We start from the raw sequence: 15,879 nt of genomic DNA, 5'->3' as shown, positions 1-15,879 counted from the left end.
GTCTAAATTATAAACCTACTATACCTAGAATTATGTGATTGTTCATTAATAAAGATTTTATTTCTTCGGTTACTTCAAATCAACTATTGACATTATACTGAAGAATAAAGGAATCACATATTTTTCTAGTGATTCCCCTGTTCTGAGAAAATAATGTCTTTCTTTAACGACAATACAGTATATGCAATTATTAATTTATTTGTTCTAGTTATAAAAAATCTATCCCTATCAAAAGAGCTTTCTTCAAAGAAAAACTTCCTATTTTCTTCTACTTATCCTACTCAAAAAGTAAATAATGTTTTTTTAGATAATTATATCTACTATTTATAGAATTACACTGAGCTTTAACAAGTTTATGCTTATATATTGATTCTCTTATTTATCATCACCAATGTTGATGAATTTATGCATAGCTTATTCTATACACAAATAGCTTTTTGAATTATCTTTTTAGAATAAGTAAAGGAGACTTTCTCTTTTATGCACTTTCCCCTTACCAGTCTTAAATTTCCCTTTAATCAACAATAAGAACAAATCTTCAATATAGTACATCTTCTATAAAACCAAGCCATAAGTAAGATAATTTCCCTATTAAAAATAATGAGGTATTCTGTTTCACCTTTTTACATTATCTAAATAAGGACTTGTAGGAATTCTTACAAGTTCTTTTTTTGTTTTCTTTATTCTCTTCTTATTTACACACGCAAGATTTATATATTTGTTTGTAATACATACTATAGTATCTGATAAACAATTTAAAAAGTAATATGTAATTGATCCGTTTTAAGAAAAGGAAATTTCATAAATCTTCAATCACAGTTTCTTAGTTCACCTGATAGAACGTATAAAGACTCATATCATCTTTTGATAATTTTTGGATGTTTTATTCTAAGTACATTCGACAATAATTGATTATTTTCTGAATTTTCTTGAAAAAGTTGTAAAATCATACTATTTTTTCTTCTATTTTGCTATGATAGTTACAATTAAATTGGATTAGGATATTTCTATAAGATGGGGGCGTATATTATGAGTGTCTCAGTAAAAGGAAATGAGCAGTTAACCTCTCTATTGAACGACTGGTATCGATCTATGCTATCTCAACAAGTTATAAAAGCTACTAATCTAAAAAAGAAAATTGATGAAAAAATCAGCAAATTAAGTACTGAGCCAAATCAAGAACATCAAGATCAAAATTTGTTACTATATTACTCACTACTTGAATTCCGTTACAATGTCTTAACAGATAGCCTTGGTATTCAACAAAATAGCTTTGATGCTATTAGTGACTATGATATGCCTACAGACCATTTTCTACGCTTCTATTATCACTTTTTTAAATCCATTCATTCCACTTTTATATCAAATTATACTGAGGCAGAGGAACATTATAAACTGGCAGAAAAGATATTAGTAGACATACCAGATGAAATTGAACACGCTGAATTCTACTATAGAATTGCTACTTTTTATCACCATACCTATAACATGCTTGCTTCTATCGAATACGCAAATAAATCGAGAGCAATCTTTTCAAAGTATGAAGGTTATGAAGTAAAAACAGCCTTTTGTAATAGTTTGCTAGGTGGCTGCTGCATCTATTTAAAACAGTACGAACAAGCAGAAGAATATCTACATTGTGCAATTGATTTACTACAAAAAAATAGGGAAGAAGATTCCTTGTTATACGTAAAAAATACTATGGGGTGGCTGTATTCTGATCAAAGTATGTCTACTTTAGCTATTCGTCACCTTTCAGAAGTAACAGAGAAAATCCCTACACACTTCAAGGCCATCTTCCTACAAGCTAAGGAACATTATAAGTTAGGAGAACAATCAACGGCCAGTCAACTCATTGATAAGGGACTACAAATTTGCAGAGAAATTCATAACGAAGAATACACACACCACTTCTCTATTTTAAAAAAATTAAACGAAAATATTCCATTGGAAGAATTAGAAAAAATCATTCAAGAAGGAATCTTATACTTTGAGGAAGAAGAATTATGGGAATATGTTGTCGAATACGCTGAATTATTTGCCACAAAATGTAGACAATTAGAGAACTACCAAAAGGTAAGTGACTATTTCCATATTTGTTATCAGGCAAGACAAAAATCAATCGCAAAAGGAGTGTTAAAATAATGAAAAAAATTAGCTTATTATTATCAGGCATTGCTTTTATTGGGGTATTAACGGTGGGAATTTTTCAGTTTTCTAAAACAGATCAGCTTGCTACTCATGGACATTATCCTACTCCTTCATATAGTGATGGTGGTGCACCACAACAAATTTAATGTAAATGTATTTAAAAACCCTCCAAATGGAGGGTTTTTAAATGGCTTACCTGCCTGTTCAATACGTGTAGAGAGTACGTATTATACTTATATACTATGTTATAAGATTTTTCATTTCCACTCTGTAACAAGATTCTAGCATTCTCTCCTAGAATCTCAACTTAAATCTTAAATCCACCAATTAACTCTTGAAGTTCTTCCGCCATCTGTGCTAATTGTATTGCTGAAGAATTTATCTCTTCCATAGAAGCATGTTGTTCCTCAGATGAACCAGCTATCGTTTGCATACTTGAAGAATTCTCTTTTACAGCCATAGCTATTTGATCAATCGATGTATCAACTTTCATTGCATCAGTTGTCATTTTATTTGATAGTTCTACCATACCATGTACTTTTGATACAATTTCATTTGCAGATTTTGAAATCTCATAAAAACTTTGTTTTGTATCATTCGCAACCTTAATTCCCGACTGTACTTCTACTCCTACTTCATTCATAGCTTTTACAGTCTCATGTACGTCTGCTTGTATTTCCTTAATTAAACTTCCAATTTCCATCGAAGAATCGGATGATTGCTCTGCTAGCTTCCTAACTTCATCGGCAACAATTGCAAATCCTCGCCCCTGTTCTCCTGCTCTAGCTGCTTCAATTGCTGCATTTAATGCTAATAAATTTGTTTGTTCCGCAATATTTTGAATCGCTTCTAATATACTTCCAATTTGTTGCGATTTCTTATCTAATAATTTTATTACATTATCGGATTGAGAAACAGAGTGATGGATAGACTGCATTTGTGTTACAGTTTGTTCTACTAATTGTTCACCTTCATTGGCTTTTTGTTTTGTGTATATGGATGAAGCCGATACTTCAGATGCATTCTCAGCTACATATTGAATATTTCGTGTTACCTCACCAATTAATTCAGCTCCAGACTCAACTTCATTATTTTGAACCTCTGCACTATTCGAGATCTCTTCCATCTCTTTTGTAATTTGTTCCGTCGCAACGCTTGCTTGTTCTACACTAGCAGTTAGTTCCTCAGAAGACGCAGCTACATGTCCTGCAGATGTATTAATTTGAGAAATAATATTACGTAACGACTCTGCCATTGTATTGAAACTACCGCCTAATTGACCAAGTTCATCCTTTGAACGAATATCTATTTTCTCGGTTAAATCTCCCTGACTAATTCTTTGGGCCGAAATAACTAATTGTCTTAGTGGATTAATAATAGATCTAAGTATGAATAAAATTACAATTCCACCTAACAATAATGAAGCCCCTATTATAGTGAGCGTTTTATAAAAAATAGGATTGGTAGCTTCTTCAATTTCTTTCGTAGGCATTACGCCAGCTATTTTCCAACCTGTTTTTTTGTTTGTCTTAAAGCTTATGTTTCGATCTTCCCCGTTAAGGCTATAAGTAATTACGTCATCTTCTTTTTTGTACAGTTCATCCGCTAAAGTTTTCTCTAATTTCTCTCCTGGCTTTAGTGATGGATGAACAACTATTGTTTTATCTTGACTGACTATAGATACAAATCCTTGCTTTCCAATTTTAATCATTTTGGATGTTTTTACTATATCTTTAATATTCAAATCTACGCCAATGACACCACTTTTATCTGCATTTTGCTTTGCAATTGCTATTACCATATTTCCTGTAGACTTTGATTTATATGGAGATGAAACAATAATCTCTCCATTTGCTTTTACTGCATCCTTATACCAACTGCTTTCTAACGGATTAAACCCTTCTGGTATTTTTCCAACAGGTGCATGAATAAATTGATTGTTACTGGATGCCGTATAAATCGTTTCTATCTCTGGATGTAACTGTATATATTGATCAAATTTACTCTGTACATTTTGCGATTGTTCAGGATTATAATCCCCTTGTGTGAGTACCTTTGCAAAATGAGAGACATCTGTTTGCTTATTTTCTAATTCATCATCAACAATCTTATCTAAAATACTTATATTATCTTGTGCTGATTGTAAAATTGTTTCATTAAGATCTGTTTTTGCTTTATTATAAGATGATATTCCTACGATTAGACTTGGTATAATTAATATTGCTATAAATGCCATAGACAACTTCGTTTTAAGCTTTATTTGTCCCAATCTTTCTTTTATATTAAACACTAGATACTTCTCCCTTTCACTTTTACTACTGATATAGTTTATTTAAATTTTTCTCCTTTATTTTTTCTACATATATTTACAGTACCATTCGAAATGAAACCCCTATTAAATCCTATCATCTCAACTTCCTTATTTAACGATTTAAATTTCACAGGCAGCGTTTTATCTATCCTCCTTTCGAATATGTTATCTTTCCATATTCAGCAATTCTAAAACTACGAATTGTTCCCAATAAAATGGATGAAACATAACCTTCATTTAACAGATATTATTTGACCTTGATTGGATATAAATTTTAATTTAGCGCTATTCAAATCGGATGAAGTCTTTACCATAATAAATTCTCTAAAAAATAACTACATAAATTTATTCTTTGTATGATTATGTTTAACAGCCTTTGAACCATTCTAAATGCATCACACTATTCATGAATCATTTACTACGGCCGATTTTGTTGTAAGAGATAACTAAACCATAAATTCTATATAAAAGAATAAAATAAATTGGAGAAATTCATTGTAACACGTATACATAAGTAATAGATATAAAATCCGATAATATATTATTACTTTATAATAAATAAATAATTCAGTATAAACTGTATTTTAGTTCTATAGAAGAATCTTTCCCTATATGCAATATTACATATAATCTACCTTATGTAGTTTGTTATACTATGCATGTGGATTTTTCATCCAAAAATCCACCCAAACGCATATTTATGTATATGCCACCCTAATTGATGAAAGTGAGAAGAATGTTTATCATTTTTCTCACTTTTTTATTTAGGCTCTGTTAATATTGTATTAAATAAGGGAAGACACCTTAGAGTTGGTGCTTCCCTTATTTGTTGATTATTCAAATCTAAAATAGGTATTTTCTAAACCTATTCTTTGCTTTAATGTTCTGCCCAAAGCATAATTATTTGGTAATTCTTTTTCAATGACACAAATAATATAACCTGCTTTTCCTGTTGTTAAATTAGTTAGTTGTAAGTAGTTATTGTTGTCGTAGATATAAGAAATAATATATTCATAGAAATTATTTTCTTTGTCTTCTCTATTCATATCAACATTGTACAACCTAACTCTTGCTCCTGCCCAAATTTCCTCATCATCATCAACATTACTTAAAGGCATCCATTTCGAGTTATCCAATATTTCACCCTTTTCTTTAATTCGTTCCTACACCATATTCAAGGTATGCTAAATTATCCTTGTCTGATGAATATCTATTTATCTTTTCATATAGAGTAAACAAAATCTCTACTCATAATTTTTTCTTTGTTAGGCAAACTATATCTAAGCCGTTTGAACTAGCGGCTTCACTCTTCTGGTAATGGGATAGCACAATTTATTGAATTGACTAACTCATTCAACCCACTGGCACCGGCAGGCAACAAAATAGTTGTCTGCCATTTTCATGTATACTTTTTCTAATTTCATTTCGAACCAAGTGTGTGCTGTACTGATTTCAAAAGGACAGAATTTCATTTTTTAAAATGTAAAAAAGATAAGGTCCTGTCTACTTTTGGTATAGGACTTTTTCTTTTCACACATACTATTTTTGAACCTGTTTCCAATACGTGTCCTAATGGTGTCTTGAGTTCCTCCTAAAAAGGGCTGCAGATACTACTGCATGCCCTTTTATTTACGTTGCTTCTCTATATTGAATAAAATAATTAAAAACTAAAAATGTAATATTACATATTTTTTCTGTTCAGATTATGTTAGGATTTACTTCGTAGTCGAATTATGGTTTCGTATCTAATTCAGCAATATGTGAACTGTTTACCTAAAGAAAAAACACCCAAAAGTTGTCTTTTCTTCTTTTAATCTAAAAAACATTTTTTCTTTTCAGTAAGATCCAATTATCCCTCTAACCTAAACCTCATAATTAAAGTCAATTTAATCATGGTACTCAAGAGTTTTCATCCATTTCAATATACCTATAGCTTAATTTAAAATCACATTTCCAGCACTATATTTGCTTTCCTACAGATTTTCTGTCTTGTTCTTAATTCTGTCAAAATCCTCATGTAGCTATACAAAGAATCTATGCTATTATGATTTTAAGAAACTATGCGTTCCCTTAACCCTGTATCCGGCCCTGTATTTATTACAGGGTCTTTGTTTATTTTATTTAATACACATCCAATTTCAGTTAAAATTGTTTAAATGCTAATTAATTTTTGAAATGATATAACTATAAGCTCTTTTAGCAAATAAAATATAATATTAGACATATTTAACCAACTTGGGGCTATTATTAATTTTCTAAATATGCACTTCATTAACACTACACAAATAGTGTTAACTATCTTAATTGAATATTAGTAATAGTAAGTATAAATATTATTAATTTACTATATATTACATTTATGTGAAAATAGACGTATGTTAATCTTATTCAAAATCTTTCCCCTAATAAAGATTTGAAGTAGCATTTCATGATTCTCCTTACTGTTAATATGCCCTGAAAAAGAACCCTATAGGGTTCTTTTTCTTTTCATTATAACCTCAGTAAGTCCTTATTTAACATGCAAAAAGGACTGCTAATTATTTGCAGCCCTTTTACACGTTAATATACACTTGTATTACATGCTTAAAACTTTATTGTATTAGGTATTTATACCAACTAAACATGCCATTATCATTTAGATATATAACACTTCAAAGTTTAGAAGTATACAATAACAAATCTTTCCCAGCTTCCAGCTACATAACTAGTAGCTGTTAATTCTCTACCACCATTTGCTGATATATATCTACCATTACTTAGTGCTTGTAATACATATATCCTATTATCCCCACCATTATATAAGATAAATTTTTCCCATGCCCCAATTGATGTACGATCTGCTACTACTCTACCATTTGGCTCAAACGAAACATACTTCCCATTACTTTTAGCTTTTAAAGCGTACGTATATAATTCCCCCGTCGGAATTAATTCAAATTTCTCCCATTCATTAACTGCATTACGATTTGCTATTACATTTCCCAAAGGCTCAGCAGAAACATATTGTAAATTTGCTGCCTGTATAGCAACTGTCCAACTTCCATTAAATAAATTCACGCCTTTTAGTGAACCTGCTTTTGATAGATTGGCTGCCGATACATCATTCGATGGTGTAATCATCAATATCATTAAAACCATCGGCAACATCATTAAAACTAACTTTTTTGAGATTGTATTACCACTTGCACATGTTATGAACCTCTTCATTCCCATTCCTCCCTTAATATACATAGAACTCATATACATCATATCAAATTTGTAAAATATTGTAATAAAAGAGAGGGTTTATCAATAAATACCTTACTATTCTGTTTCTTTTTTCTCAAATCTATAACACTTAAACATGTATCAATTCTCAAGCACATTTTTAAAATTTTTTCCCCCTGATAAACAAATGTAGCAGTTGATGGCAAGGAGAGTATATACAAAAGAGAGAGTATTTTCATTTCACTTTTCTTTAAATAAAAGCCAAATAGCCGTTCATAATGAACGACTATTTGCATCTAACTAATAATTAGAAGGTTCTTCATGTTAATCTATTTTGTTTAATCCCGTTGAAGTAACTTGATAGGTTCTTTTTTTGCCTATATATTCTTGTTTATTATTCTCAAGGTTAATAAGTGTAGCGCGTGTCTTTTCCTTTACTGCTTCCCCTTCTATATGGGTAATCTCAATGTAATCTCCCGCTTTTACGGGCACCTTTTGGATTTCAGCAGTTTGTTGTCTATTTCCCACTATTTCCTTATTATACACAACACTACCGGTCGAATTCTTTACTGTAATACTTGCATACGTATTATTAAAGTAAGAATGTGGTACGCCTGCTTCTAAATTCACCTGCATTTTCTCTGTTGTCCTATTATAATTAACTTTTGCGATTTCTCTATCACTATATCCTTTTAATGACCACCCAAAATGATTTCCATCTAAAACCGTTGTTTCTGGCATTTCTTCTACTTTCTTCAAGCCTTCTGTTGTAACTTCGTACATGACTTTTTTTCCAAAGCTTTCTTGTTTACTGCTGTCTACATTTATTAAAGTAGCTCTATGCACACCTTCTAGGTGTGTCAACTCAATATAATCTCCTACTTTAACTGGAACTTTTTGCGATTCAGCATTTTGTTGTTTGTTTCCATAAATTTCTTTATTGTATACTACTTTCCCTGTTGCATTTTGTACTTTAATACTCGCATACGTTTCATTAAAATAATGATGCGGTACGCCTGCTTTTAAGTCGATTTGCATTTCTTCTGTCGACTTATTAAAATTAACTTTTGCAAACTCGAAATCACTAATTCCTTTTAGTGACCATGCAAATTGATTTCCATCTAAAATTGTAGCTTCGGGCATTTTTTCTGCTTTCTTCAGACCTTCCTTTGTAACTTGGTATATTGCTTTTTTTCCAAAGCTTTCTTGTTTACTATTACCTACATTTGTTAAAGTAGCTCTATGAATACCTTCTAGATGTGTTAATTCAATATAGTCTCCTACTTTGACTGGAACTCTTTGCGATTCAGCATTTTGTTGTTTGTTTCCATAAATGTCTTTATTGTATACTACTTTTCCTGTTGCACTTTGTACTTTAATACTCGCATACGTTTCATTAAAATAATGATGCGGTACGCCTGATTTTAAGTCGATTTGCATTTCTTCCGTTGACTTATTGAAATTAATTTTTGCAAACTCAAATTCACTAATTCCTTTTAGTGACCATGCAAACTGGTTTCCTTCTAAAATACTAGAAGAGTTCGGGATATCTGAATTAAAACCTAAGTTATCTAATATAGATTTTAGATCAGGTAAAACACCTATTCTATCATTCCACGGATCTTGAGATTTTGTTCCTGTATTCGGATTACTTAAGATATTTCTTAATTCGGCTGGTGTATAAGGAGAACCTCGATGTTCTTTAGCAATACCTTGAATCGAAGTTGCTGCTCCAGCAATAATTGGTGAAGCACTTGATGTTCCACTAAATGTTGATGTATATAAATTTGTAGTATTTTGACTTGAATTTGCTGATGTTGTATCAACATTTTCTCCCCATCCATATACATCTAATCGACTTCCATAATTTGAAAACCATAAACGTTTATGTGGAACAGTTGATGATCCCGCCCCAACCATAATAGCACCTGAATCCTTGAAGTCTGGACTATTTCGATTTAAGATCTTTTTTCCATTACGATCTTTAAAATTATCTAAGTCGTTTGAACCATTTGCGCCAGCTTCTATAATAATAATCCCTTTATCTGCACCAACACGAATTGCATCAAAAATATCTGGATGTACTTCTACAGGTAAATATTTATCCCCATACCCATCATACGAAGCTTGTGCCTCTAATAAAAGAATATCTCCCGCTTGTAAATTATGTACAGCACTTAAAATAGCATCCGCTGTATTATAAATTCCATTATCCCTAATCTGGGATATTACTTTTACATTTGCTTTTGGTGCAATTCCAATATTTCCAATTTGATTATCTTCAGATGAAACAATTCCTAATACAGAAGTACCATGAGCTCTATGCTGGCTTATATTTTGTCCCGACATAAGCTTAATATTTTTATTGACTAAATCCTCATGGTTCAATAACCATCCATATTCCATATCCACAAAAGTTGTATCCTTCCCATCACCACCTTTAATGCTCCAAGCATGCGAGGCATTAATTCCCTTTGGTGCCGCTTCAAGATATCCTTGATTTTTAAATCTAGGATCATCGTACGGATTAACAGATAAATCTGATAACTGTATTTCAGGGGGTGTCAAAATTTGTTTTTCTGGTATATAAGCCTCCTCTACGAGAGGAGATGTTTCAAATTTTTTCAGTAATAATTCTATTTCTATGTTATTAGGGGCTTGTACAATATAATAATTTAATAAATTATTAGCTGATTCATTAGCAACTGATTTAGATTGTACTGATAACTTTTCAATCTCTATCGGATTTACAGATGAGAACAGACGATTCAAAGTAAGTTCTGTATTTTCGGAAAATAACTTCTTTAAATTGTTATCATAATCTCCATTTTTTATTCGTTTTTCAATACCATCTTCATAAGGTAAATCAATTTGATTTTTAAACTTTACAATTAATCTTTCTTCCTGTGAATCTCTTTCTTTGTATGTGACATTATAAGATTCAGCGTAAACTTTATTATGAATACTATCATTTTGTAGGATTAGATCTGTTCCTACAAATGTGGTCATTGCAATTGATGAAATTAGAAACCCTTTGAATATGTTCATACTATACCCGCCGATCTATATTTTCTTGAGAATTTTTTAATGCGTATAATGGTTAAGATTTTTATATAATATATAAATCTATAATTTAACTTTTGTAGTGAAATCTATGACTTTATTAATAATCCCATAGAGGTAACCTGATATATTCTTTTCTTTCCCATATACTCCTGTTTATTATTCTCAAGATTAGTAAGTGTGGCGCGTGTCTTTTCCTTTTGTGCTTCTCCCTCTATATGAGTAAACTCAATACAATCTCCTACCTTGACTGAAACAGTTTGGCTCTCAGCATCTTGTTGTCTATTTCCTATAATTTCTTTATTGTACAAAATATTACCGGATAAATTCTGGACTTTAATGCTTGCATACGTATTAGTAAAATAAGAATGGGGTATACCCGCTTCTAATTTAAGCTGCATTTTTTCTGTTGCTTTGTTATATTCTATTTTCGCGATTTCTCGATCATTATATCCCTTTAATGACCATGCAAATTGATTTCCATCTAAAACCGTTGTTTCTGGCATTTTCTCTACTTTCTTCAAGCCTTCTTTTGTAACTTGATATCTTGCTGTTTTTCCAATGGTTTCATTTTTGTTATTTTCAAGGTTAATTAAAGTTGCTCGCGTTTTTTCCTTTGTTGCTTCTCCTTCTATATGGGTAAATTCAATGTAATCCCCTACCTTGACAGGCACAGTTTGGCTTTCAGCATTTTGTTGTTTATTTCCCACGATTTCCTTATTGTACAGAACGTTACCAGAAGAATTCTGGACCTTAATACTCGCATACGTACTAGCAAAATAGGAATGTGGTACACCTGCTTCTAGTTTTACCTTCATCTCTTCTACCGTTTTATCATAATCTACTTTTGCAATTTCTCTATCACTATATCCTTTTAATGACCATGCAAACTTGTTTCCTTCTAAAATTGTTGCTTCTGGCATTTTTTCTACTTTCTTCAGACCTTCCTTTGTAACTTCGTATATGGCTTTTTTTCCAAAGCTCTCTTGTTTACTATTATCTACATTTGTAAGAGTAGCTCTATGTACACCTTCTAGATGTGTTAACTCTATATAATCGCCTACTTTGACTGGAACTTTTTGCGATTCAGCATTTTGCTGTTTGTTTCCATAAATCTCTTTGTTATAGACCACTTTACCTGATGTGTTTTGCACTTTAATACTTGCATATGTACTATCAAAGTAGTCATGTGGTACACCTGCTTTTAGATTAATTTGCATTTCTTCTGTTGATTTATTTAAATTTACTTTCGCAAATTCGAAATCTCCAATCCCTTTCAGCGACCATGCAAATTCATTACCTTCAAAAATGTTTGGAGATTCATTTTTGATTTGTACCTTTTTCTCAACAGTTTGATCAAATATATCCGTTAATACAATTTTTGCATAAGCATTTGTTGGTAATGATATAGATTGACTGATTACATTTTGATAGGATTTAATATCATTAATTACGTTAATAGGTTGGCCCGTCATATTTTCATTGTTATAAATTTCAATTTTCCCCTTAAATTGCGGTGTACTATTTTCTTTTAGTTTCCAAGATACATTTAATTTTTCATTTTCATAATATATAGATTGGATATCAAAATCTAATTTTCCTATTTCAGGTTGAGTAGGTTGATTTAGCTTGAATATTTTTCCTGACCCAATAGTAGACTGCGTATTACCTCCTGCTTTGACCCATACATATTCTGAAGTAGATCCTCCATCATATTGATAAGTATTATCATGCGTTCCAGAAATACTTTGATTATTCCAAGAACTCCATTGTTTATCAACTAATTTTCGGCTATAACCATTTTTTAGGCGCGCTTCTCGAACATTCTGTCCACTATCAGCCCAGTCTTCTTGAAACATTCCTAATCCATGATTAAATGCAACATTAGCAACCGGAAAGTCCATAATTGCAATTTGATGCCATTTATTCTTTGTTACATCTTTCATCCATTGTCCAAATTTAGTATGACCATTTTCTTGCCATGAACGCATTGTCATTGTGTACCAATTGTAGTCTTTCCAACCATAAGTTGTTTGAACCTTCATTCCTGTTCCTTCTCCTCCAAAGGGTCCAGCTTGCGAATTCGGAGATAAGTATTCGGCCTTTATTGCTTCTTTAGAGGAAATTGGATCCCATAAGGCAAAATGTAAAGTGCGTTTTCCATTTTCATCAAACCCACTTTGTTGTTGAAAACCAGCATATCCTCCAGCTTCACCACCTGCATTCCAGTTGTGTACAGCCCAGTACGTATAAGGTGGAGTCTGAACTGGTGACCAGTCTATACTAATAATATCTGAGGCAGGTATATTTTGGGGACTCACATAAACTGCTGGAGCAGCTGAATGTGTTGCAGCTTTAGTGTGCGAAATAGACGTTCCAAACATAGAAAACATGCTACATGCTGCGGTCATTATAATAACTTTATTAAATCTTTTCTTCGTTTTCTGACTAATCACTAATCTACATCCTTTTCTAATTTTTATTATTGAATAATAACTTAGTAGAGAAATCTATCAAAATTCAAACAACATCCAGTAAATCTTTAAAATACTGCCCCAATTTTATGTTGTTCTATCTTCACATCTGATTCTTACATGTTATTTGATTGTAAGTGGTTTCCATAAAGATAACGCAAATATCCAATTCGGGTCACCATTTCCTTGATGATTTTGAACAGCTTCATACACTGTCCCTTGATGTTCTACTTTATCGCCCTTTGTATATGCCTTCTTTGGATCCCATTTTTCATAAGATACATTTTGATCTTTGGTTTTTACAAGAAGAATTTCACTTTGAATTGATGTATTTCCAGCTGCATCTACAGCCTTCACTGCATATTTATATTCCTTATTAACTGTTAAATTTTGATCAGTAAACGTCGTTCCTTGTACCGTTTGAATCAATTGCCCATCACGTAATACCTGATATTCTTTTACACCTATATTATCTGTAGAAGGATTCCATTTTAGCTCTACACTGTTAGAAGTAAGGTTGCTTGCATATAATCCTTTTGGCTGTGTGGGAGCTTCTGTATCTGGTTTCGGATTAACAATTTGATTTACTTTTTTCAGGCCATTCTTTGTAACTTCATACATTACTTTTTTATCAAGGCTTTCACGTTTATTGTTATCTAAATTTATTAATGTTGCCCTCTCTCTGCCTTCTAAATGTGTAAGCTCAATAAGATCACCGGTCTTTACTGAAACTTTTTGTGTTCCAGCATTTTGCTGTTTATTCCCATAAAACTCCTTGTTATATACTACTTTACCTGATGTGTTTTGCACTTTAATACTTGCATATGTACTATCAAAGTAGTTATGTGGTACACCTGCTTTTAGATCAATTTGCATTTCTTCTGTTGATTTATTTAAATTTACTTTTGCGAATTCAAAATCTCCAATCCCTTTCAGCGACCATGCAAACTGGTTTCCTTCTAAAATATTATTTACATCAGGCATATCTGGTTTAATTGGATTAGAATCCGTACCCTTCCAAATCTCTGCTGTTAAAATTGGATATCCTAATGCAGCTACCTTTTGAATGGTATCGTTATTTGGACGTAATCCCCACTTCTCAAAGAAAGGAATCAAATTTTGTTTGGCTACTTTTGATGCTGAAATCATAAATAATTGTTTTTTATTTTCATCAGTTTGTGGAAGTTCACTTGAAGGCATGTCTCTATACAATTGATGCAATTTAGGATAAAAATCCTCTCCATACGCTAACTGTAGTTGCCAAAGCATAACAAGCTTTACAAAAACATCGCTAATTTCATCATAATTTTTATTCACTTGTTCTAGATATTGAAACGCTTTTGGATAAATTCCATTTTTCTCTAAGTTGGATGTTTGATTAAATGCTTTTTCTACAGAAAGGCTGTATATATTATTTTGTACTTCTGTCATATTATAAAACTTCCAGGGTGATTGTTGTCTTAAATGTCCTGCCTCATGCCAAGGACCCCATCCATCTTTTACAAATTTATTAATATCTAACACGTATTGGATTGCATCTCCTACATATGCTGTTCGATAAGAAGTTGCATACATATAATAATCAGGAGAATGATTTTCTTCTACGTAATGAACATAATGTTTATCTACTTGTTCTTCAGATAATCCAGCTACTTTGTCTTGAATTCGAGTAGCTTCATCCATCTTTTTTAAGAGTTGTACAGGATCTGTATTAGAACCCAACAAATATTTCTTAACACGTGCAGGGCTGGCCGTAATTAATACACGTTCGCCTTTTAACTCCACTGCATGTGCATTAGGATATTGGTCCAGCATGTTTATTAAATCTTGTTTCGTATGCTTTCCTAGTTCAAAGAAAGGCGTAGTCGTTCCACCTGTTGTGATTGTTGTTCGAATGGTACCACCTTGCTGTTTATTATAAAAATAAATCAGCCCCCCATTTGGAGATTGGATTGTGTTTACACCAGGTTTTAATGTAAATGATTTTATCTTAGAATCTTCTCTCCAAGAAGCATCATACGAATACGTTCCAATATATACCTGAATATCTTGATTACCTTCTACATTAATCGTTATTTGTTCATTTGGTTTTGCATATAAACCAGTTGGTTCATATGGACTAAATGCCATACTTTTTCTTTCCTGTTGTTTTAGTACCTCAACATCTCCTTTTCCTGGGACTGTAAATGTTATATTTTCTGATTTAACTGACTTTTCACTTTGCAGTGATGTCGATAAATTTTTTTGCTGCTCCTTTTGCTCCGCAAAGACATCTGATGAAGAAATCATTCCAGTCGCAAGCATAGTTACTGTAGCAGTAGCTGCAAGTATTTTTCTAGTTTTATGTTTTGAATTATCCCCCATATTATCTCCCTCATTTTTCCTTAGTACTCTTAAGGATTTTTTGTTTTCTTCTTCATGTTTTTACAATCTAAACTATTCATACTATTTAAGTTGTGTCTATTACTCTATATTTTTTCATAAATATCTCCTTTTCTTTATTTATTATTGTATATAAATGTTATTTGATGACACATTAAATAACAACTTTACGATAAACTCATCGATAACAGCCTATTATGTTTTGATTCTGTATTCTAAACTTCCATCTAATTGGAGAAATACACCCAATTGGAGAAATAAGTAAATAATTTTCAGCATTTAAGGGTTCGG

8 protein-coding genes are annotated in these 15,879 nt (G+C 31.8%); 2 read left to right on the top strand and 6 right to left on the bottom strand.

What is annotated here, in order from left to right; translation table 11 throughout:
* Positions 1 to 1,029 precede the first annotated feature (1,029 nt).
* Both H6481_RS16035 and H6481_RS16030 read left to right on the top strand, forming a co-directional pair.
* On the top strand, positions 1,030 to 2,145 hold the full coding sequence (locus tag H6481_RS16035) for a tetratricopeptide repeat protein (RefSeq protein WP_098377498.1): 1,116 nt from the start codon (positions 1,030 to 1,032) through the stop codon (positions 2,143 to 2,145).
* Complete coding sequence (locus H6481_RS16030; RefSeq protein ID WP_078994435.1) at positions 2,145 to 2,297, top strand: hypothetical protein; 153 nt, start codon at positions 2,145 to 2,147, stop codon at positions 2,295 to 2,297. Before H6481_RS16035 ends, H6481_RS16030 begins: the two co-directional genes overlap by 1 nt.
* A 161-nt stretch (positions 2,298 to 2,458) precedes the next feature.
* Here the strand turns inward: H6481_RS16030 and H6481_RS16025 are convergent, their stop codons facing one another.
* The 6 genes from H6481_RS16025 to H6481_RS16000 form a co-directional block, all read right to left on the bottom strand.
* Positions 2,459 to 4,441, bottom strand: a complete 1,983-nt coding sequence (locus H6481_RS16025; RefSeq protein ID WP_065229164.1) for a methyl-accepting chemotaxis protein — start codon at positions 4,439 to 4,441, stop codon at positions 2,459 to 2,461.
* Positions 4,442 to 5,295: 854 nt separating this feature from the next.
* The gene (locus tag H6481_RS16020; RefSeq protein WP_043924817.1) at positions 5,296 to 5,580 is read right to left on the bottom strand and encodes a hypothetical protein; all 285 of its coding nucleotides are present in this window, start codon (positions 5,578 to 5,580) and stop codon (positions 5,296 to 5,298) included.
* Positions 5,581 to 7,120: 1,540 nt separating this feature from the next.
* Positions 7,121 to 7,669, bottom strand: coding sequence for a hypothetical protein (locus H6481_RS16015; protein WP_000819406.1), 549 nt, complete (start codon positions 7,667 to 7,669; stop codon positions 7,121 to 7,123).
* Between the two features lie 324 nt (positions 7,670 to 7,993).
* Positions 7,994 to 10,717 carry a putative mucin/carbohydrate-binding domain-containing protein gene (locus tag H6481_RS16010; RefSeq protein WP_182812322.1) on the bottom strand — a complete coding sequence of 908 codons (2,724 nt, stop codon included), beginning with the start codon at positions 10,715 to 10,717 and terminating at the stop codon, positions 7,994 to 7,996.
* 104 nt (positions 10,718 to 10,821) lie between these two features.
* Complete coding sequence (locus H6481_RS16005) at positions 10,822 to 13,188, bottom strand: putative mucin/carbohydrate-binding domain-containing protein (protein ID WP_063548256.1); 2,367 nt, start codon at positions 13,186 to 13,188, stop codon at positions 10,822 to 10,824.
* A gap of 141 nt (positions 13,189 to 13,329) precedes the next feature.
* Positions 13,330 to 15,570, bottom strand: a complete 2,241-nt coding sequence (locus H6481_RS16000; protein WP_182812319.1) for a M60 family metallopeptidase — start codon at positions 15,568 to 15,570, stop codon at positions 13,330 to 13,332.
* Between the last annotated feature and the right edge of the window lie 309 nt (positions 15,571 to 15,879).

The sequence above is a fragment of the Bacillus sp. ME78 genome (genome assembly GCF_903970865.1).
Classification (GTDB): domain Bacteria; phylum Bacillota; class Bacilli; order Bacillales; family Bacillaceae_G; genus Bacillus_A; species Bacillus_A cereus.
The sequence above is the reverse complement of the archived record's forward strand: the minus strand, read 5'-3'. Positions and strand labels throughout refer to the sequence as shown.

What these genes read in the sequence shown, in the direction of transcription:
- H6481_RS16035 (WP_098377498.1), top strand. Translation starts at nt 1,030, where the DNA reads ATGAGTGTCTCAGTAAAAGGAAATGAGCAGTTAACCTCTCTATTGAAC.
- H6481_RS16030 (WP_078994435.1), top strand. Translation starts at nt 2,145, where the DNA reads ATGAAAAAAATTAGCTTATTATTATCAGGCATTGCTTTTATTGGGGTA.
- H6481_RS16020 (WP_043924817.1), bottom strand. Translation starts at nt 5,580, where the DNA reads ATGCCTTTAAGTAATGTTGATGATGATGAGGAAATTTGGGCAGGAGCA.
- H6481_RS16015 (WP_000819406.1), bottom strand. Translation starts at nt 7,669, where the DNA reads ATGAAGAGGTTCATAACATGTGCAAGTGGTAATACAATCTCAAAAAAG.
- H6481_RS16010 (WP_182812322.1), bottom strand. Translation starts at nt 10,717, where the DNA reads ATGAACATATTCAAAGGGTTTCTAATTTCATCAATTGCAATGACCACA.
- H6481_RS16000 (WP_182812319.1), bottom strand. Translation starts at nt 15,570, where the DNA reads ATGGGGGATAATTCAAAACATAAAACTAGAAAAATACTTGCAGCTACT.